Annotated in this window: 21 protein-coding genes; 12 read left to right on the top strand and 9 right to left on the bottom strand. The window is 67.4% G+C overall.

The genetic code is table 11. From position 1 onward, the window contains the following. Positions 1–637: 637 nt before the first annotated feature. The 3 genes from ACFWX1_RS44875 to ddaH all read right to left on the bottom strand — a co-directional run bounded on the left by ACFWX1_RS44875 (position 638) and on the right by ddaH (position 3,083). Positions 638–1,345 (bottom strand): glycoside hydrolase family 75 protein, encoded by a 708-nt coding sequence (locus ACFWX1_RS44875; RefSeq protein ID WP_378396045.1) that lies wholly within the window; start codon positions 1,343–1,345, stop codon positions 638–640. 135 nt (positions 1,346–1,480) lie between these two features. Further along, positions 1,481–2,146: a polysaccharide deacetylase family protein gene (locus ACFWX1_RS44870; RefSeq protein WP_378396044.1), complete on the bottom strand. Its 666-nt coding sequence runs from the start codon at positions 2,144–2,146 to the stop codon at positions 1,481–1,483. A gap of 82 nt (positions 2,147–2,228) precedes the next feature. Continuing rightward, positions 2,229–3,083, bottom strand: coding sequence for a dimethylargininase (gene ddaH, locus ACFWX1_RS44865; RefSeq protein ID WP_378396043.1), 855 nt, complete (start codon positions 3,081–3,083; stop codon positions 2,229–2,231). 74 nt (positions 3,084–3,157) lie between these two features. Here ddaH and ACFWX1_RS44860 point away from each other — a divergent pair, with 74 nt between their 5' ends. From ACFWX1_RS44860 to ACFWX1_RS44845, 4 genes are all read left to right on the top strand, one after another. Further along, entirely contained in the window at positions 3,158–3,604 is a 447-nt protein-coding gene (locus ACFWX1_RS44860) for an Lrp/AsnC family transcriptional regulator (protein ID WP_378323555.1), read from the top strand. A 71-nt stretch (positions 3,605–3,675) separates the two neighbouring features. Next, the gene (locus ACFWX1_RS44855) at positions 3,676–4,437 is read left to right on the top strand and encodes an enoyl-CoA hydratase (RefSeq protein ID WP_378396042.1); all 762 of its coding nucleotides are present in this window, start codon (positions 3,676–3,678) and stop codon (positions 4,435–4,437) included. A gap of 287 nt (positions 4,438–4,724) precedes the next feature. Next, entirely contained in the window at positions 4,725–6,653 is a 1,929-nt protein-coding gene (locus ACFWX1_RS44850) for a 2-oxoacid:acceptor oxidoreductase subunit alpha (RefSeq protein WP_378396041.1), read from the top strand. After that, positions 6,650–7,714: a 2-oxoacid:ferredoxin oxidoreductase subunit beta gene (locus ACFWX1_RS44845; RefSeq protein ID WP_378396040.1), complete on the top strand. Its 1,065-nt coding sequence runs from the start codon at positions 6,650–6,652 to the stop codon at positions 7,712–7,714. Before ACFWX1_RS44850 ends, ACFWX1_RS44845 begins: the two co-directional genes overlap by 4 nt. A 114-nt stretch (positions 7,715–7,828) precedes the next feature. Here ACFWX1_RS44845 and ACFWX1_RS44840 read toward each other — a convergent pair whose 3' ends face one another. Both ACFWX1_RS44840 and ACFWX1_RS44835 read right to left on the bottom strand, forming a co-directional pair. Beyond that, a complete protein-coding gene (locus tag ACFWX1_RS44840; RefSeq protein WP_378396039.1) occupies positions 7,829–9,388 on the bottom strand; it encodes a hypothetical protein in 1,560 nt (519 codons plus the stop codon). 21 nt (positions 9,389–9,409) lie between these two features. Then, positions 9,410–10,462: a polyprenyl synthetase family protein gene (locus tag ACFWX1_RS44835; RefSeq protein WP_378396038.1), complete on the bottom strand. Its 1,053-nt coding sequence runs from the start codon at positions 10,460–10,462 to the stop codon at positions 9,410–9,412. A gap of 289 nt (positions 10,463–10,751) precedes the next feature. Between ACFWX1_RS44835 and ACFWX1_RS44830 the strand changes: the two genes are divergently transcribed. Then, positions 10,752–11,900 (top strand): Fic family protein, encoded by a 1,149-nt coding sequence (locus tag ACFWX1_RS44830; protein ID WP_378396037.1) that lies wholly within the window; start codon positions 10,752–10,754, stop codon positions 11,898–11,900. Positions 11,901–11,937: 37 nt separating this feature from the next. Here the strand turns inward: ACFWX1_RS44830 and ACFWX1_RS44825 are convergent, their stop codons facing one another. Then, the gene (locus ACFWX1_RS44825; RefSeq protein ID WP_378396036.1) at positions 11,938–12,252 is read right to left on the bottom strand and encodes a DUF6204 family protein; all 315 of its coding nucleotides are present in this window, start codon (positions 12,250–12,252) and stop codon (positions 11,938–11,940) included. Between the two features lie 159 nt (positions 12,253–12,411). Here ACFWX1_RS44825 and ACFWX1_RS44820 point away from each other — a divergent pair, with 159 nt between their 5' ends. After that, positions 12,412–13,068: a hypothetical protein gene (locus ACFWX1_RS44820; protein ID WP_378396035.1), complete on the top strand. Its 657-nt coding sequence runs from the start codon at positions 12,412–12,414 to the stop codon at positions 13,066–13,068. Here the strand turns inward: ACFWX1_RS44820 and ACFWX1_RS44815 are convergent, their stop codons facing one another. Beyond that, positions 13,069–14,211 (bottom strand): hypothetical protein, encoded by a 1,143-nt coding sequence (locus tag ACFWX1_RS44815; protein WP_378396034.1) that lies wholly within the window; start codon positions 14,209–14,211, stop codon positions 13,069–13,071. 306 nt (positions 14,212–14,517) lie between these two features. On the opposite strand from ACFWX1_RS44815, the gene ACFWX1_RS44810 reads away from it, so the two are divergent. The 4 genes from ACFWX1_RS44810 to ACFWX1_RS44795 all read left to right on the top strand — a co-directional run bounded on the left by ACFWX1_RS44810 (position 14,518) and on the right by ACFWX1_RS44795 (position 17,689). Next, positions 14,518–14,964, top strand: coding sequence for a hypothetical protein (locus tag ACFWX1_RS44810; RefSeq protein ID WP_378396033.1), 447 nt, complete (start codon positions 14,518–14,520; stop codon positions 14,962–14,964). 35 nt (positions 14,965–14,999) lie between these two features. Next, complete coding sequence (locus ACFWX1_RS44805) at positions 15,000–15,608, top strand: DUF3558 domain-containing protein (RefSeq protein WP_378396032.1); 609 nt, start codon at positions 15,000–15,002, stop codon at positions 15,606–15,608. Next, complete coding sequence (locus tag ACFWX1_RS44800) at positions 15,608–16,909, top strand: hypothetical protein (RefSeq protein ID WP_378396031.1); 1,302 nt, start codon at positions 15,608–15,610, stop codon at positions 16,907–16,909. Before ACFWX1_RS44805 ends, ACFWX1_RS44800 begins: the two co-directional genes overlap by 1 nt. Positions 16,910–16,972: 63 nt before the next feature. Next, positions 16,973–17,689, top strand: coding sequence for an ESX secretion-associated protein EspG (locus tag ACFWX1_RS44795; RefSeq protein WP_378396030.1), 717 nt, complete (start codon positions 16,973–16,975; stop codon positions 17,687–17,689). On the opposite strand, the gene ACFWX1_RS44790 is transcribed toward ACFWX1_RS44795, so the two are convergent. Together ACFWX1_RS44790 and ACFWX1_RS44785 are read right to left on the bottom strand one after the other, a co-directional pair. Further along, entirely contained in the window at positions 17,642–17,845 is a 204-nt protein-coding gene (locus ACFWX1_RS44790; RefSeq protein WP_378396029.1) for a DUF397 domain-containing protein, read from the bottom strand. The genes ACFWX1_RS44795 and ACFWX1_RS44790 overlap by 48 nt on opposite strands. Positions 17,846–17,859: 14 nt before the next feature. Continuing rightward, complete coding sequence (locus ACFWX1_RS44785; RefSeq protein ID WP_378396028.1) at positions 17,860–18,702, bottom strand: helix-turn-helix domain-containing protein; 843 nt, start codon at positions 18,700–18,702, stop codon at positions 17,860–17,862. An 88-nt stretch (positions 18,703–18,790) separates the two neighbouring features. On the opposite strand from ACFWX1_RS44785, the gene ACFWX1_RS44780 reads away from it, so the two are divergent. Both ACFWX1_RS44780 and ACFWX1_RS44775 read left to right on the top strand, forming a co-directional pair. Beyond that, complete coding sequence (locus ACFWX1_RS44780) at positions 18,791–19,078, top strand: hypothetical protein (protein ID WP_378396027.1); 288 nt, start codon at positions 18,791–18,793, stop codon at positions 19,076–19,078. A gap of 22 nt (positions 19,079–19,100) precedes the next feature. Next, a complete protein-coding gene (locus ACFWX1_RS44775; RefSeq protein WP_378396026.1) occupies positions 19,101–19,478 on the top strand; it encodes a hypothetical protein in 378 nt (125 codons plus the stop codon). Positions 19,479–19,681 lie beyond the last annotated feature (203 nt).

The following is a 19,681-nucleotide window of genomic DNA, read 5'->3' as shown; positions in this document are numbered from 1 at the left end:
GGGGGGTGCGGGGGGGGGGCGCCGCTCCCCGCGGGCGCCGCCCGCGCCGCCCCCCCCCCCCCCCGCCCCCCACACCCCCCCCCCCCCCCGCCCCCCCCCCCCCCACGTGGCACCCAGCGCCGACGGGCCGAGGTGCCGAAGGGCACCTTGAGTGCATCGCGCGCACCGAAGGCGCCCTTCAGCACGTCCGGCGCACTGAAAGCGCCCTTCAGCACCCGCCCCACCCCGGACAAGCCGTCAACGCCGCCGACGCGTTTGTCCTTTGTGGATATAACGGCTGCGAAGGGGTCCCTGAGGGCGTTGAGCGCTATGAAGGACCCCTTCACGGCATCCGGAGGGGCCGGAGTGCGTGACACGTGAGGCTTTACGCGGCGACAGACTATGTCTCGAACGCGTCGTTCGGGACGGTGATCGTCGCGAACGACGCGTTCGCGACACAGGCGCTGCCTCCCACCCTCGCCGAGTCGAGCCCCTGCCCCTGTCCCTGCCCTTGAAGGGCACCTTGAGTGCAGCGTGTGCACTGAAAGCGCCCTTCAGCACGCCCACCTCAGCCATCCATTGTGGACTCACCAAACAGAGAGGCGCCCCGGCGCGACCACCGCACCGAAGACGCCCCTCGCAGAAGAGCGAGAAAGAATCAGTTGCTCTGCACGAACTTCGTCGCCAGCCCCTCACCGACCGAGGTCGCCTTGCTGTGGTTCTCGATCGGCGAGACCGTGGAGTTCTTGAAGCAGATGTAGGTCACGCCGGAGTCGACGCCGCCGTTCTTCGGGTCGGGGTTGATGCCCAGCGCCTTGGCGGTGGCGTAGGAGGCTTCACCGATGATGGACTTCGGACCGGTGTCCCCGATGACCGCGTAGACCACCTTGTTGTTGTAGATCACCGCGCAGGAACCCGCGCCCTTCAGTTTGGACGCCTCGTAGTTCCAGATCCCGCTCGCCTGCGGCACGACGACATACGGCAACGCGGCCGCGTTCAGCGGTTTCCCGTCGGACTGCGGGAAAGCGGTGTCCGGCAGGAAGCAGCAGTCCGTCTTTTCGTTGCACTGCGCGGTCCGCTGACCGTCGCAGTCGATGTCCATGTCGGCCTTCCAGAACACCGCACCGTTGGCGTCGCAGACCGACACCGAAGCCCCGGTTTCCTCGTCGGTCTTGTACTTGCCCTTCGAGATCTGCTTGCAGCCCGCGGTTTTCGCCAGCAGTTCCGCCGCACTCGGCCCCGCCTGTACAGAAGCACCAGAAGCATCAGCCGGAGCACCCAAAGACCCACCCAAAGGCGCGGCCACAGCCGATGGGGTCACCGCCGCGGCCAGCAAGAGGGTCACGAGCAGGATCAGTTTCCGCATAACCTGGCTCCCATTTGTTAGGAAGACTTCCTTACGTGCGCGGCGGGTACTCAGGATGCACCGCAGCGTCACCGAACTCAAGGGCCAGGCGTCAGTAGTTTTCCCACTGTTCAAACGCGCTTGACAAACTTCCAGCTAGCGCGCGACGCGCCGCACCCAGCGGGCGGCCCAGCGTCCCGCTCGACGGTACACAGTGCCCGCACCGGCGAGGACGTCGTCGAGCCACCGCTGGTCGAGATCGTGCCGCACCTCGGTGCGCGACTGCAGCCAGCTGTCCGCCCGCGCGGGGAAACCGTCGCTCGTGTACACCCGGATCGCCCCGGCCGCGCGCAGCCGCCCGAGCACGCGGCGGTCATAAGCGCCGTAGGGCAGCGAGAAACGCCGCACCGGCGTCCCGCTCAGCTCGCCGAGCACCCGCGGCGCCTTCTCGAGTTCCCGCTGCGCCCGCCGGTCGTCGAGCCGCCGCCAGTCGTGGTGCTCCCAGCCGTGTGACCCGATGGTCATGCCCGCGCGCACGAGTTCCCGCACGCCGTCGGAATCGACGTAACCCCGCTCGCCGAGCTTGCCCGCCAGCGGGAAGAACTCGGCGCGCAGACCGCGCTCCACCAGCCGGGGCAACGCGATCTCGACGTCGGAGGAGTTGCCGTCGTCGAAGCTCAGGTGCACGTCCGGCCGGCCGGCGACCGCGTCGAGCAGCTGCTCGAACTGCTCCTCGGTCACCCAGCGCTCGTCCTCCCCAGGGTCGAGCGCCCTGGCCGGGCGGCCTATCCCGTGCACGGCCAGGTTGACCGCCACCGCCATCTCTCGCCTCGCTCAGATCTTTCGGTCGGGTTTGTGGATCTATCGAGCGATTAGCGCGAGAGTTACATCTTTTTACCCGCAGTTAGCCTTTGCGGATCTCCATCGTGCAGCATTTCGGCCCGCCACCGGCCTTGCGCAGCTCCGAAATGTCCACGAAGACGGGTTCGTAACCGCGCTTTTCCAGGAGCGCGGCCAAGCCGGTCGCCTCGACCGGCAGGACGACGTTGCGGCCGTCGGAAACCCCGTTGAGCCCGAAGCACTCCGCATCGGCGGCGTCGGCCAGCACGGCGTCCGGGAAGAGCCGCTCTAGCACCCGGCGCGACCCCGGCGAGAACGCGTCCGGGTAGTACGCGATCTGCGCGCGGGTGGTGTCGGTGGCTTCGGCGAGCACGAACAACGCGGTGTCGAGGTGGTAGTAGCGCGGGTCGACGAGGTTCAGCGAAACCACCGGGACACCGAGGACCTCCTGCGCCTCGGCGTGCGCCGCGGGGTCGGTGCGGAAGCCGGTACCCGCCAGCAGCAGGTTCCCCGTCCAGGCGAAGTCGCCCTCGGCCTCGTTGATCTTCTCCGGCATGGTGATGTCGCGGTAGCCGTGCTCGACGAACCAGCGGCGGAAGTGCTCGGCCTCGGCGGCCCGCTGCGGCGCGCGGAACCGCGAGCCGAGGACGCGGCCGGCGACGACCGTGCCGGAGTTGGCGGCGAACACCATGTCCGGGAGGCCGGGTTCGGGTTCGATCTCTTCGACGGTGTGGCCGAGCCTGCGGTAGGTGTCGCGCAGCGCGGTCCACTGCTCGAGCGCGACCTCGGCGCTCGCCGGCTGGCTCGGGTCCATCCAGGGGTTGATCGCGTACTCCACCGCGAAGAACCGCGGCGGGCACATCAGGTATCGGCGCGTGGTGGGCACGCGCGGCTGCTCCAGCGGTCGGGATCCCTGCATGAATGCAGGGTAAGGCTCGCCTAATACCGCAATCAATCGCTGTTCGCTGCGCATCCACGTGCTAAGCATTGCGTGTGAACACCATCGACCAGCGAATCGTTTCGTGCCTCGTCGCTAACGCGCGCTCCAGCTACGCCGAGATCGGCAAGGTCGTCGGCCTGTCCGCCCCGGCGGTGAAGCGACGGGTCGACCGGCTGCTGGAAACCGGTGTCCTACGGGGTTTCACGGCTGTCGTCGACCCCGAGGCGCTCGGCTGGGGCACCGAGGCGTTCGTCGAGGTCACCTGCAACGGCAACATCACGCCCGCGCGTATCCGCGCCCGGCTCGAACCGCTGCCCGAGGTCGTCGCCGCCTACACGGTGTCCGGCGCCGCCGACGCCATCGTGCACCTGCGCGCGAGCGACATCCACCATCTGGAAACGGCGCTGGAGCGGCTTCGCGGCTTGGAGATCGTCGACCGGACCGTCTCCACGGTCGTGTTGTCCCGCCTGTTGGAACGACCGCCCTCTCCCGAATCTTGAAGCGATACCGAAAAGGGCGGCGTGCGCCACATTCCGGGAAACCGGCACGTGTTCCGTGTCACGCTCGAAGAATGAGCGACACCATCCGCAGCGAACACGACAAGGGCGTCGCGCTGCTGACCGTCGACGCCCCGGACACCCGCAACGCGCTCACGCTCGACCTCTCCGCCCAACTCGCCGAAGCCGTCGCGAGAGCCGAAGCGGACACGGCCGTGCACGCCGTCGTCGTCACCGGCGCTCCTCCGGCGTTCTGCGCGGGCGCCGACCTGACCGCGCTGGGCACCGCGAACGAAGAAGGCCTCCGCGCGATCTACGACGGTTTCCTCGCCGTGGCCCGATGTCGGCTCCCGACGATCGCCGCGGTCGGCGGCGCGGCCGTCGGCGCGGGCCTCAACCTCGCGCTCGCCGCGGACGTGCGCCTCGCCGGTCCCCGCGCCAAGTTCGTCGCCCGGTTCCTCGAGCTGGGGCTGCATCCCGGCGGCGGGATGACCTGGATGGTCCAGAAGGCCGTCAGCAGCCAGCAAGCGGCGGCGATGACACTGTTCGGCGAAGTACTCGACGCCGACGCCGCCGTACGCGCCGGGCTCGCGCTGCGGATCGTCGACGGCGATCACGACGCGTTGCTCACCGCCGCACTCGACCTCGCCGCTCCGGCCGTGGCCGCACCACGCGACGTCGTCCTCGCGACGAAGCAGTCACTACGGAACAGCCGGGGACTCACCGAGCACGCCGACGCTGTCGACGCCGAGATCACGCCGCAGCTCGCTTCGCTGGCCTCACCGGCCTTCGCGGAACGACTCGCGGCGATGAAGACCCGGATCAGCGGGCGTTGAGAAGACCTCGACACCCGGCCACTACGGTCGGCGCCGAGACGTGGGTCACAGCGATCCGCGAAGTTAACCGTTACCATCAGTTACAGGTAAATAGGACGTCCGGCGAACGACGCCGGAACAGCAGCCCGGAAGGCGTCCATCGAGCGGGCACCCGACGACCCTGAGGTCCGGTACGAGCTAACCTCGTGGAAGGCCCTGTGGCCGGAGCCGACACCACCGGGCGGGCGTCCACCCCGGGAGCCGACCCGGGCCACGCAGCATGTCGGGAGAGAGGGAATCCCTGACCCATGAGCACGAGTGCGAACGGCAACGGCCACGGCGCGTCCGCCGGCCTGGCCGCTACCAGGCCCACCGAGGTCAGCAAGCTGGACCGGGTGGTGATCCGGTTCGCCGGCGACTCCGGTGACGGTATGCAGCTGACCGGCGACCGCTTCACGTCGGAGGCCGCGGCGTTCGGCAACGACCTGTCGACGATGCCGAACTTCCCCGCCGAGATCCGGGCACCACAGGGCACCATCCCCGGCGTCTCCTCGTTCCAGGTGCACTTCGCCGACTACGACATCCTGACCCCCGGCGACCGGCCCGACGTCCTCGTCGCGATGAACCCCGCGGCGCTGAAGGCGAACCTCGCCGATGTCCCGTCGGGCGGGACGATCATCCTCAACACCGACGAATTCTCGAAGCGGAACCTGGTCAAGGTCGGCTACGACAACGACCCGCTCGACGACGACACGCTGTCCTCGTTCCAGGTGCACCGTGTCGCCATGTCGACATTGACCCAGGGTGCGCTCGCGGACACCGGGCTCGGCAAGAAGGACGCCGAGCGCTGCAAGAACATGTTCGCGCTCGGCCTGCTGTCGTGGATGTACCACCGGCCGACCGAGGGCACCGAGCGGTTCCTGCGCGAGAAGTTCGCGAAGAAGCCCGACATCGCCGAGGCCAACATCCTCGCCTTCCGCGCGGGCTGGAACTACGGCGAGACCACCGAATCCTTCGCGACGACGTTCGAGGTCGCCCCGGCGAAGCTGGACAAGGGCACCTACCGCCAGATCACCGGCAACACCGCGCTCGCCTACGGGATCGTCGCCGCCGGGCAGCAGTCCAGCCTGCAGATCCTGCTCGGCACGTACCCGATCACCCCGGCGTCGGACATCCTGCACGAACTGAGCAAGCACAAGAACTTCGGCATCATCACCTTCCAGGCCGAGGACGAGATCGCCGGGATCGGCGCCGCGCTCGGCGCGTCCTACGGCGGCGCGCTCGGCGTCACCTCGACGTCGGGCCCCGGTGTCGCGCTGAAGTCCGAGGCCGTCGGTCTCGGCGTGATGACCGAGCTGCCGCTGGTCGTCATCGACGTCCAGCGCGGCGGGCCGTCGACGGGGCTGCCGACCAAGACCGAACAGGCCGACCTGCTGCAGGCGATGTTCGGCCGCAACGGCGAATCCCCGGTGCCGATCGTCGCGCCGCTCTCGCCGGCGGACTGCTTCGACGCGGCGATCGAGGCCACCCGCATCGCGCTGAAGTACCGCACCCCGGTGCTGCTGCTCTCGGACGGCGCGATCGCCAACGGCAGCGAGCCGTGGCTCATCCCGGACGTCGCCGACCTGCCGGACCTGCGCGTCGAGTTCGCGTCGGAACCCAACTCCGACAACGGATCCGGCGAGTTCTGGCCGTACGTGCGCGACCCGGAGACGCTGGCCCGCGCGTGGGCGATCCCGGGCACCCCCGGGCTCCAGCACCGCATCGGCGGACTGGAGAAGGCCGACCGCACCGGCCACATCTCCTACGACCCGGACAACCACGACAAGATGGTCCGGCTGCGCCAGGCGAAGATCGACGGCATCGACGTCCCGGACGTCGTCGTCGACGATCCCAGCGGCGGCAAGGCCCGCGTGCTCGCGCTCGGCTGGGGCTCCTCGTTCGGCCCGATCGGCGCCGCGTGCCGCCGGGTGCGCAAGCTCGGGATGCCGATCGCGCAGGCTCATCTGCGGCATCTGAACCCGTTGCCCGCCAACCTCGGCGACGTCCTGCGTTCCTACGACAAGGTCGTCGTCCCGGAAATGAACCTCGGCCAGCTCGCGCTCCTGCTGCGGGCGAAGTACCTCGTCGACGTGCACTCGCACACCAAGGTCGCCGGGCTGCCGTTCAAGGCCGAGGAACTGCAGAACGTGTTCACCGAGATCATCACCAGCAGTGTTACGGAGGGGGTCAAGTGACCGCGATCGATCTGGGGCTGCCCACTCTCGGCGGTCTGGACCTTGTGCCCAGCACCGAGGACCCGCAGAAGGCGAAGGACTACAAATCCGACCAGGAAGTCCGCTGGTGCCCCGGGTGCGGCGACTACGTCGTGCTCAACGCCGTCCAGTCGTTCCTGCCGACGCTCGGGCTCAAGCGCGAGAACATCGTCTTCATCTCCGGGATCGGCTGCTCCTCGCGTTTCCCGTACTACCTCAACACCTACGGCATGCACTCGATCCACGGCCGCGCGCCGTCGATCGCGACCGGCCTGGCCACCGCCCGGCCGGACCTGTCGGTGTGGGTCGTCACCGGGGACGGCGACGCGCTGTCCATCGGCGGCAACCACCTGATCCACGCGTTGCGGCGCAACGTGAACATCAAGATCCTGCTGTTCAACAACCGGATCTACGGGCTCACCAAGGGCCAGTACTCGCCGACGTCCGGGCAGGGCATGGTCACCAAGTCCACCCCGATGGGCTCGGTCGACACCCCGTTCAACCCGCTCTCGCTGGCCATCGGCGCCGAGGCGTCGTTCGTCGGGCGGGCGCTGGACTCCGACCGCAAGGGCCTCACCGAGGTCCTCGAAGCCGCCGCGAAGCACCGCGGCTCGGCGCTGGTCGAGATCTACCAGAACTGCCCGATCTTCAACGACGGCGCGTTCGACGTCCTCAAGGACAAGGACGAGGCGGCGCAGCGGCTGATCCCGCTGCGGGCCGGTGAGCCGATCCGCTTCGGCCCGGAGGGCGAGTTCGGCGTCCAGCGCGGTGACTGGGGTGGTCTGGACATCGCCAAGGTCGCCGACATCGGCGAGGACAACCTCGTCGTGCACGACCCGTCGATCGCCGACACCTCGTACGCCTTCGCGCTGACGCGGCTGGGCGACCAGAACCTCACGCACGTGCCGACCGGCATCCTGCGCCAGGTCGAGCGCCCCACCTACGACGACGGCGCCCGCGCCCAGGTCGAACAGGCCCGCACCGCCCGCACGCCCGATCTGCAGGGTCTGTTGCGCGGCAAGGACACCTGGACGGTCGTGTAACCCCGCTTCCGAGGTCCGTGGGGGCCTCCTTGAGGGACTCTGAGTCTCTCAAGGAGGCCCCCACGGACTTTTGGTGACCCGGTGCGCGTCCGTCCGTTGTGGACGGTGGGTACGTCAGGACAGGGGGCGGAAGCCGACGCGCTCGGCGTCGCTGGGCGTCCGGAACCAGACCTCGGCCACCATGCGCGGGAACTGCGGCGAATCCTCGGTGCAGTACCGCAAAGCCGTCACACTCGCCTTGACCGCGAAGCCCTCGGCGGGACGTCCGCCGCCCGGACGCGGCATCGCCGAACCGGGGCCGAACGGACCGGGCGGCACCGAATCCTCGGCCACTTCCCGCGCGGGCGGCGGCTCCGGCGGCTGCGCCATCGAGGCCACCACCTGGTTCGGCTGCACGGACGGCTCGAAGAGCGATCCGCTGTGCCCGCCGGTGAGTTCCGGGTCGCGCCGTTCGACCGGCCGCATCGACGGCTGGATCGGCCGCGGCGGCTCGAATCCGCCACGCGGCGCCTCCCTCGGCTGCCGCTTCGGCAGCACCTGGGTGGCCTCCGCGGGAGTCTCCTCCGGAACGTCCTCGAGCACGCCGTCCGAAGCCGTTTCCTCGCCACCACCGAAGGCGTACGCGGGCGTGTCCGATGTGGACGGATCTTGTCCGGTCGCCGCGTGCTCGCCGAGGTAGGACGCGGAAGCGGGCTCCTCGAACGGGGACCGCTCCGGCAACGGCTCCTTGTCGAACCAGTCGGGCGCCGGTTCGGACTCGGTGCGGGAAGACGGCTGGAAAAGGGAAGCCGGTTCGCCACCCGGTTCGAGCCTCTCCTCCAGCATCGAGCGCTGCGGAGCGTCGGCCACGGGTTCCGACTGGAACAGCGAACCCGTCTGAGCGGGCTGTTCTTCCGGCTCCGCCGGGGTTTCGGCCACCCCGGCCTCGGCGGATTCGAGGGACTCGGCGGGCTCCTCGGGTTCGTACTCGGCCGGTTCGGCGTCTTCCAGCGGGGAGCTGAACAACGACCCCGCCGGCGGAGCGGGCTCCTCCGGCAGCGGCGGCTCGACCGGGGGCAGGTACTCCGTCGTGTCCGACTGGTAAGCGCTCTCCGGCGGCACGCTGAGGTACTCGGTCGCCGCGGCGCGGTAGTCCGGCTCGGGGTCGCTCACCCGCTCGATGGAATGCGTGAACTCCTCCGCAGCGGGAGCGGGCTCGGGCGTGGGCTCCGGCTCGGCGTCGTACGCGGCTTCGTGATCCTCCGCCGGGTAAGCAGGTTCCGGCTGTTCCGGCTGGAAGACCTGCGTCGCCGTAAGCGCCTCTTCGTCCCGCTCCGGCCGCGGTTCCGGCTCGCGATGAGAACCTGCTTCGGCCGGCTGCCCGTACTCCGGGGCCGCGACCGGCTCCTGTTCCACGATGGTGTCCGGATAGCCCCGCGCGGGCTGCTCCTCGTCGGCGCCGGGCCGCGCGAAGATCGCCGTTCCGGCTGCCGCGGCGCCCACTGCCCCGGCCCCCGCGGCGAGCGCGGCCGCGTTCGCCGGTGTCCGCGCGGCGTCGGCGCGGGCGTCGCTCAGCGCGCCTTCCAGCTCACGAACGCGTTTGCGGGCGGGCAGCACCAGCAGCAGCCAGGTCAGCAGCACGCCGATGAAGAACGCCAGCAGGCTCCACAGCCACACCTGTCCGAAAATGGACATCTTCCCTGCCCCTTAGTGCCCTTAGTGCGTGCGCTCGACCAGGTAGTCGGCGACCGACTCACACGCGTCCCGCGCAGGGGACGCGGGCAACGCTGCGAGCTCGGCACGTGCTCGCTGAGCGTAGTCGGAAAGGGTCACCCGTGCGCGTTCAAGGCCGCTGGACCGGCGGAGGAGTTCGAGCGCCTCGGCCACCAACGCGTCGTCGGCGATCGGGCCGGACAACAGTTCGATGAGCCGGGGGTCGGTGGCGGGATCGGCCAGCGCGTAGAGCATCGGCAGCGTGCGGACGCCTTCGCGCAGGTCGGTGCCCTGCACCTTGCCCAGCTCGGCCGAGGGCGAGGCGATGTCGATGACGTCGTCGGAGATCTGGAACGCGGTGCCGATGATGTCGCCGAAGCGGCGCAGCGCCTCGATGTGCTCCTCGGCGGCGCCGGACATCATCCCGCCGAACCGGCCGGAAGTCGCGATCAGCGAGCCGGTCTTCTGCGCGATGACAGTCAGGTAGTGCTCGACCGGGTCGTCCCCTTCGCGGGGCCCGACGGTCTCGCGCATCTGGCCGGTGACGAGCTCGCCGAAGGTCTCCGCGATGATCCGCGCGGCGTCGGTCCCGAGATCCGCGACGAGCCGCGAAGCGTGCGCGAAGAGGAAGTCACCGGTCAGGATCGCGACGGTGTTGTCCCACCGCGCGTTGACGCTCTCCGCGCCCCGCCGCATGGTCGCCTCGTCCATGACGTCGTCGTGGTACAGCGTCGCGAGGTGCACGAGTTCCACCGCGGCGGCCGCGATGATGACGTGCTCGTCCTGCTTCGGCCCGAACTGCGCGGAGAGCAGCGTGAACAGCGGACGGAAACGTTTGCCCCCCGCCTCCACCAGGTGCGACGCCGCGTCGTTGACAGCCTGGACGTCGCTGCGCACGACGTCGCGAAGCAGCTTCTCGACCTCTGCCAGGCCGCCCGCGATCGAGCGGAGCAGGGTCTCGTCGGCGATCTGGAGCCCAACGGTCGCGCGCAGGTCCGCGAGGGCGTCACCGGGCACAGCGGGGCTGGATCCCGCCCCGGGGGCTGGTGAAGACACAGACACGTCGGCTCCGCTCTCTCATGCACCAGTCGAGTCGGCCTCCAGCGTAGTAGTACGCCCAGTGCCGCCGTTTACCCGCTGTCCTGCGGAAACGGTGACGAACATGACACCGGCGGCGGATGCCTCCGGACGGGGTGCCACACAGAGCAAAGAAGCCCTCGCACGAACAGGTTGCCTACCGTCCATAACGACATGTCACGCACTCAAGTAGCACAGACCGCCAGGTGTGATACTTTTTCCGAGATAGGTATCACTAAACTGGCGTAACCGGAGTTGTGTACTACTCATGGACCTGACCGACCTGACGCAAGGCAGGCGGGAGCACCTCGTCCGAACGGACCGCGGCTACCGCGCGTTCGTACCGCCCCCGCTACCCCCGGACGTCGAGTTCACCACCGAACTGGCAGCCGTCTTGTCGATCGCGGACCGGGCGGTCGGTGAACTCGCGGGTATCGGCCGGACGCTGCCGAGCGCCACACTCCTGGCCGAATCACTCGTCCGCCGCGAAGCAGTCCTCTCCAGCCGTATCGAGGGGACCCAGACCACCTACTCCGAACTCGTGCTGTTCGAACTCCAACCGCACCACGCAACCGACGGGTCCGACGCACAGGAAGTCTTCAACTACGTCTCCGCACTGAGGTACCTGCTGGCCCCCGACCGGCGCCTCCCGCTCAGCCTGCCGCTACTCCGCGAGGCACACGACATCCTGCTTACCGACGTCCGCGGCGGCTACGCGACTCCAGGCGAGTTCCGCCGCTCCCAGAACTGGATCGGGCCGCCGGGTTGTGTCCTCGACACCGCCACCTACGTGCCACCGCCGCCGGAACGGATGTGGGAATGTCTCGACGCCTTCGAAAAGTACCTGCACGCTGAGCACAGCCTCCCACCACTGGTCACCGTCGCTTGCCTGCACTACCAGTTCGAAGCCATCCACCCGTTCATCGACGGCAATGGAAGGCTGGGCCGCCTGCTGGTGACCCTGCTGCTCGTGGAATGGGGTCTTCTCCCTGCGCCGCTACTCGACCTGTCCGCATATCTGGAACCCCGGCGCGACGAGTACTACGCCAGGCTGCTGGCGGTGAGCACGCGCGGCGACTGGGTCGGCTGGCTTCGGTTCTTCCTTGAAGTCCTGGCACACCAAGCCACCGACGCCCGTGACCGAGCCGTGGCCCTGCATTCATTGCGCGAGCAGTACCGGGCGAACGTCACCTCAGCCCGTACGTCCGCGCTCCTGCCTCAACTGGTCGATGCATTGTTCGCCAGGCCGGCTATGACGATCAACCAGGCGGCGGAACTACTGGATGTCACTCACCGAGCCGCGACGCAGAACGTCCTGAAGCTCGTCGATGCTGGTGTTCTCACCGAAATCTCGGCGCGCGCCCGGACCCGGCGGTTTCTCGCGACGGAAATCCTCCGCACGATCAACGGCGAGTAGCCCGGTGAATCACATCACCGCGTTCTGAGCCGTCGCCTCAGCGGCGACGGTTGATCTTGATGTCGTCCATGCAGGTCGCGGTGGATCCGAGATCCCGATACGGGTAGCGCTGTTCCTCGAGCAGTTCCATCGCCTTGAGCTCGGCCTGATCACGTGCTTCGCGCTCGGCGTTCTCCCCCGGCTCGACGTGCACGACGATCCGGAAGCCGAAGCTCGCGAGATGGTGGTTGTAGGACAGCGAACCCTCTTCGGTGAAGGCCATTTCGGGCTGGTCGGCGGCGAGCAGCCGGGCTCGGGTCGGCTCGTCGGGCCGGTCGAACTTGCCCCGGACGAGCACGCGGTAGGTCGGCATGCCCGCCAAGATACATAGTCGCATACGGATACACGACTGTATTTACGAACGGGTGGTCGTCTCGCACGAACGAGTGACACATCGGCGGTGAACGCAACAGCCGAAACAACCTGACGGATATTCACCTCGTACGGGCAAGGCGAGCGAGGAGGACACGAAATGCGCAGCACCATGGCGAAACGAGCCGGCGCACTGACCGCGTTGCTGGTGGCGGGGCTGACCGCCGGCGTCCTCCCCGCTCAGGCCGCGACTCCGGCGGGCGTCGCCTCGCTCGGCGCGGCCGACTTCACCAAGTCCGGCACTACGAGCACGATCCCGACGCTGGCCCCCTGCGCCGTCGAAGGCCCGACGAGCGCGCAGTCCGGCCTGGTGACCAAGCCCGGCGTCAGCTTCGGCGGCGGCACCTCGTCATGCACGACCACCGTGACCGACCCGGCCAGCCACGTCACGACCACGACGTCGAAGGCGACCGGGACGAACTTCGAACTGTCCGCACTGGTGAGTCTCGGCGGCCCGCGCGTCCGGATCAGGAACTACGAGGTCACCTGCACCGCCACCCAGACGCAAACGAACGCGAACTGGACGTTCGGCGGCCTCAGCGGCATCACCGGCCTGCCCTCGCCCATGCCCGCCAACTACACGAAGCCGCTGACGAAGTCCGGCGGCACCGTGCTGGCGAACGCGGTGTTCAACATCCAGAACCTGCCCGGTGACGGCAGCATGGCGCTGACCATGCTGCGCATCGACTTCATGCCGGACTCGGGCATCACCGGCAGCGTCACCGTCGGCTCCACGGCCTGCTCCCCGACGCCGTGATCACCAACCGAGGAAGTGCCGGTCGATCACCAGTTCCATGACACGCAGCGCGCGCACCCAGTCCTCTTTGGACAGTTTCGGGTGCGCGTCGCTGTGTATCCCGCGTTCATCCTTCGCACTCAGCCGGAATCGGACGTGCCCACGTTCGTCGAGGTCCCCGGTGGGCGAGGCGTAGATGTCGAATTCGTCCTCGCCGAGGGTCTGATACATGACCGCGGGCTTGTCGACCACGGTTATTTTCTTTTTGTCCTTCCACAACGTGGTATCCGAACCGAAAATGCCCGCGTTGTCACCCCTAGCCGTGAATCCGGCTTCGATCTGGAGCCGGTGCTGTGATTCGACGAAATAACAGGCATTCGGTGTGGCGACCGGACGGAAACCGGGTCCGTAGACCTGGGCAACCGCTGCGGCGAACGTCGCGCACAGCACGTTCGGATTGTGCTCGCCAGCGACCAGTAGCTCCCGGTGATCCTCCGGAACCGGCACCGGGACTGCCGGATCGCAGATTTCGCCGCCCAGCAGATCCGCACACGCCCCGACCGCCCCGGTGTCCTGCCCGTCCGGCGGATAGACGAGGTTCTTGGGCAGTTTCGCCGCCGCCCCGGCCGCGAAATCCTTGACCATTTTGCAGGCATGCGGCCCCTCGGCTCTGCCGACGTACGGATCGATCCGGATCGCGCGACGGAAACTGACCGGAATGCGATACACACAATCGACGGTCTCCCCGCCGCGTCGGCTCTCCAGCTGATACCCCTTGATCCCGCCCAGGTCGACCACGGTGCTGAACCGCCGTTCGGTGTCGCCGGTCGATTCCTCGTCGGTCACCGTGAGCAGCGGTGCGTCGTCGCGCGTCAACCGGCACTCGCGCCGGTCGTCGCGTATCCAGGGCACGAGGTTGACCGGGGTGTCGTTCGCCTTGCGCTTCGCGTAGACGCCGAGGTCGATCAATGCGCAAAGGTCCAGTTTGTCCACCTCCGCCAGCGCGGCCCGGTCACGATCGGCGGGCCGCGGCTGCCGGGGCGCCCATTCCGCCGGTGGCGGTGCCGATTCAGAGGCGGGTCCCGGCGCGGTTTCGGTCGTGCAACCGGAAAGGGCGAGCGGGAGGGCCAGAGCTGCGACGAGCGCCACTTTACGCGTAATCATCACGCTGAGTGTGCATGCATAAAGGGGTCTTCACCAGTAAAAATGCGCTCCTTGACGACACATTCACCCGAATGGCAATTACGTTTAGTCACGATGTTCACGAGCACTATTCAGCCCGGTACGGATCTTCTTGCGGACCGGACGACGTCGTGCAGGAACTCAGGTAAGCTCCGGTGCGTCGGACTACGCAGGGTGCCGGGGAGAAAGCACCCTGCTGCTACGGGGAGAGCACAGTGATGACGACGGCTTCGGGGCGCCCGCGCCCTTGCACACCGGAACCATTCGGGGTGACGGGGGTGAAACGCCATGGCTGACCAGCCGCCGACCTACGATCCGAACGGCAACATCCGCTGGTTCGAGCCCGAGGCGCCGCCACCCGGCGGCAGCTACGGTGGCAAGTCGCCCAGCTCCTGGGTCACCGACCTCACCGGCGACACCCCCGGCTTCCAATACGACGAAGCCACCCTCCACTCCCTCGTCAAGGACTGGACCGACCTGGCCAACGAGTTCCAGCAAGATGCGAACAACGCCAAGCTGCTGGTCGCAATAGAAGGCCCTGGCAAGGAGTACGCGAGCGGCGGACACGCTGACCGCATCCACGAATCTGGTGCCGCCCTCGCTGCAACTTTCGAACAGCGCCAGAAGTACTGCCGAGACATGGCCGACAAGTACATCGCCGCCTTAGGCAAGTACGCCACGGCCGAAGAGACCGGCAAGCGTGACGTCAAGCAAGCAGGAGGAGGAATTCTGTGAGGTCGTCTACTCGCTGGATTGCTCCAGTGCTGGGCGTGGCTGCACTGTCGCTCAGCGCCTGCTCGACCCCCACCTCGGGCAATGCGCAACCTTCACCCACAGCGGTCGGCACCTCGAGCCAAACGGCACCCAACAGCCCCGGGGGGCAAGCACCTGGCCAAGGAGCACCCAAGGTTGCCAACCCGATCGACGTCACCTCCTATCTCCAAGCACCTTGCAACACCCTCACAGGGACGCAAGTCTCCAGACTCCTTGGCGAAAACGCGAAGTCAAATGCAGACCTGAAAGCAACTGCAGGGCCGACATGCACCTGGAAACCACCTGGAAACACAAACAAACAGGTGGTAGTAAACCTTTTCACCACCCCCCCTGAAGGACTGAGCAGGATTTACCGCCTTCACGGCACGGACCTTAAATTCTTCATGGAGGTTCCACCCGTTGAAGGACATCCGGCGGTCGCTTATGGATTCACAGATACGCGCAACACCAAGGGTGAATGCATAGTTGGCGTAGGAACCAGCGACACTTCACTACTCAATACCATCATCACGTTGTCCGACGCGAATATCGGCAAAATGGATCCGTGCGCGATCGCGCAGGAAGTCGCCGGTGAGGCGCTGGCAAACATCAAGGGAGGGCGCTGATGGTTGCCGAGGGACCGTTGACGGCTGCGGAGATCTACGATCAGATTACCGGCGGCCCAGGTACGGGCTCACTGTCCGACGCCCAAGGGATCATTGATGATTTGGGCAAGAAGCTGAATGACCGGGCCAATCGGGTCGTCCAGTTGCGCGAGAAGACTCTGTCCGGGTGGCAGGGTGGGGCTGCTCAGGCGGCGGCAGATTCGACTGAGCCGTTGGCGATGGCGTCGGCTGACGACAGTGTGCATCTCTCCAACGCCGATCAGGCGGTCGGGGATCAGATGACGGCGTTCAGTTCGGCGAGGAACAGTGTGAAGAAGGTGCCGGCGCAGCAGCCGGAGTTCACCGCCGAAGACCTCGTCAGCGCGCTCAGCGGCAACAGCGGTGGTTATCGCGACAAGGTTTCACAGTGGCAGGCGGACAGTCAGCACAATATCGATACGTTCAGTGCTTACCATTCGTCCAGCGGCGACAACAACGCGCGGATTCCGACGCAGTATTCCGAGCTGCGGGATCCCGGGGCGCCGGTCAGCATGGCCCCGCAGGGCGGCACCGGCGACACGGGCGGTCAGGACGGTAAGCAGGTTCGCGGGTTCGGCACGGACACCCGTACCGGGACCGGCACCGGAACCGACACGGGAACTGGGCGCGGCACGCAGCAGCCGGGGACCAACACGGGCAACACTGGGACCACGACCGGCGGAGATCAGCGCGGGCAGAGCGGGCAGCAGCCCAATCGGCCGGGCGAGTGGCAGCAGCCGCCGGGACACACATCGTCCATTCCGGACGGTACGCGTGCGAATTCCTATGTGCCGAAGCCGATTGTGCCGCCCGCGGCGTCGAACAACTACCAGTTCGGGCCGACCGGGCAGCCGGTGAATCCGTTCCCGTCGACAGGTGGTGGCGGCGAGTTCGGGCCGTATGGGTCCGGGTACACGCCTGGTGGCGGCGGGCCGGGCGGCACCGGCGGCGGCTATCGCGGAGGCGGCGGTAGCGGTAGTGGCGCCAACGAGCCGGGAGCGGGTCGGGGCGCGGGTGCTGGGCGCGGATCTGGTGCTGGAGTGCCGGGTGAGCGGGTGCCGGGAGGCGGTCGGGCTGGGATGCCGGGTGGGCCTGCCGGGGCTGCGGGTGCCAAGGGCGCGAACGGGATGCCGATGGGCGCGGGTGCCGGAGGCAAGGGCAAGAAGGAGGAGGACAAGGAGCACAAGGCTCCGTCCTACCTGCTCAACCCCGACCCCGACGAGACGTTCGGCGGCACCGAGGTCAAACCCATGCCGCCCGTCATCGGCGAACAGCGCAAGTAGCACCGTGGCCAAGGGGAGGGTGACGTAGTGCTCACGCGCGCAGTGGAGCTCACGCTGAATACCGTGTTGACCGCGATGCGTCACGCCGGGTGCGGCGATCCGCATCCGATCTTCGCGGGCGGGCTGCGGTACATCCCGCCGTCCGCCGAGGGACAGGTCAGCCGTGAGGCGCTGGACGAGCTCGCGCAGTTCGGGTTCACCAGGGGTGATCGGCTGACCGGCGAGTTCGAGGACATTCTGCACACGCTGGATCGGCCCGAGTCGGAGTACTTCGCGTACGCCCGCGACATGAACGAGCAGTTCGGTGTGCTCGTCGCCGTCGCGGGCGGGGTCGCGGTCACCGCGTTGTGCTCGGGCGAGCGGGTGTGGCTCAAGGAGGTCCCGGACCGCCAGCAGCCGCCGGAGGTGCTGGTCGCCAATCTGCCGGAGTACGCGCCCGCGAGCTTCCCGACGTTCTCGCTGCCACAGGACGAGTTCCGCACCGACGGCGGCGACGGCCGTTACGAGCGCTCAGAGGATCGCACCCGCGCGGCCCGCATGCTCGACGACGTGTTCAACCAGCCCTACTACGGGCTCGGCCAGTTCACGGTAGCGAAGCGGCCTCGTGGCGGGCAGCGCGAAGTGGCGCGAGACGAGCTGAGTTACCTCGACATCGACTCGGGCCGCGTCGCGATGGAGTTGTCCGGGGCGCCCGGCAACCGGTACATCACCGTGTTGCCGGGCGAGCCCGGACTACTGGCCCAGAAGATCGCCTCGTTGCGCGCCAGCCTCGACAACTAGTGCGGTGACGGCGGCCCGGCCGAGGACGAGTGCGCCTCCGGCCGGGTCCTTCGAGTCCCGGATGGCCGCTTCCACGCCACCGAAGGCGACCTCGACACAGGCCGACTGGGTGGCGCTGTAGCTGGACTTGCGCCATGTCGCGGAGATCAGGTCCATGTCGTGCAGTCTACTCACTCGTAGCTTGCAAGGAGGCGTTCAATCATATGCACCGACTGCATAGGATCCAAGGCCGCCGCGTTCAAACTGGCCGTAGCCTGAAGGTAGGGCTTCACGTCGGCAGGCTGGTCGAGAAACAACCCAGAGCTGAGCTGTTCCAGATGCACCACCGGACGACCGTCGCCGAACTCCAGCAACACATACATTCCTTCGACCGAGGCATGACCACCAATATCAAACGGCATAATCCTCAGTTCGATGGTCGGGCGTTCGGCCATCGCGAGCAGGTGACGGAACTGGTCTCCCATGACCTGAGCGCCACCAATGCGACGATGCAGGACGGCCTCATCCATGAAGGCGGTGAGACCCGGCGGTTTCCTGGCATCCAGTACTTTCTGCCGTTTCAACCGGAGGTCGACCCGGGGCTGAATATCTCCGGGTGCCACGCCTGCGGAGTTCATCAGCGATCGAATATAGGACGGTGTCTGCAACAAGCCCGGAATCACCGTCACCGCTGCCTCAACGATCTGGATCGCGTCAGGTTCGAGTGTGGCCAGGGTCTTGGCCTGCTCGGGTACGTCGGCGTACGCGGTCTCGAGCCACGTAGGCCGCTCCACATCGCGAGCCATCTGTAGCAGCCGTTCCTTCTTCTCGCCTGTCACGCCGTACACGGCGAGAAGCGCCGACACCTCTTCGGCCGATGCATTGCGTAAACCGGTCTCGATACGACTCAGCGTGGATTGCGACCACCCCAGTTTCTCGGCCACCTCGATCATCGCGAGCTTGCAGGCCTTACGCGTATTTCGTAACCCCTCTGCAAGTCCGCGTGCCTGCGGTTTCGGTTTGGGTCTGGGCATGGGGACCTCCTTTCAGGTGAAACACCTTGGCACGGCGACAGAGGCAGGCCATAGAGTTGCGGCAACAAGCACACCATTAGGGGAAGCAATGCGCTACGGCTACTTCGCTTACGAACAACGCAAGATCTCGATCAACAAGGTGGATTACGGATTCATCGGCTTCGCCGAAATGAACTCCGCGCTGCGAAAACACGAGACATCGGTCCGGGAACTGCGGGAGTGGGGATTCGCGCTGCTGCGCACCGGACGGTACGAGTCCGGGTACTTCAACTTCTGCTACGGCGAGATCGACGACTACGACGAGCCCGGTGACGTCCTCGCCACGGTCGACGTCGCGTGGGATGGCAGCCGGGAGCTGATGCCCTCCGAATCCTGATGTCCGGAGGTAGGGTCGGGGGATGGACGCCGAGAACGGGCCGGCACCGCCCCATCCGAGCGCCGAACCGCTGCGTCGTGCGGTGGCCGCGGCGATGGATGCCGCGGACTCCCATCACGACATCGGCCGGCGCCTCGAAAAGCTGGAGCAGGACGGTTTCGACCTGACGGAGCTGCGGGAGCAGACCCGGCGGGCTGAACAGTTCCTGCGGCAGGTCGCGGCTGTCAGCGCCGCACAGGCACTCGAGTTCGACGGCTACATGGCCGCGGGCGGCCCCGCCAACCCGCAGGCACACGCCGAGTACCTGGCGGCCACCCAGCGCGCCACCGCCCTGCTCCCCCAGGACGACCTCACCTGGACCCCGCCGCCCCTCCCCGACCTCCACCCCGAGGACGACTAACCCACCCGCCCCGCTCTCCGGGGTGCCCCAAACGCCCCAATGTGGCATTGGGTGCGTTGGACGCACCCAATGTGGCGTTCGGTGCGTTGGACGCAACCAACGCCACATTGGGGCGCATGACCACCGCACACCCCGGACGCTATGTCCAGGCGGAGCCGCGAAAAGCCGTGAAGGCCTCCTTCACAGCGCTCAAGGCTGTGAAG

Origin of the sequence: Amycolatopsis sp. NPDC059021, assembly GCF_042739895.1 — a bacterium.
In the GTDB taxonomy this organism is placed as follows: domain Bacteria; phylum Actinomycetota; class Actinomycetes; order Mycobacteriales; family Pseudonocardiaceae; genus Amycolatopsis.
Note: the sequence above shows the minus strand (reverse complement) of the source record. Positions and strands in the feature narration are given on the sequence as shown.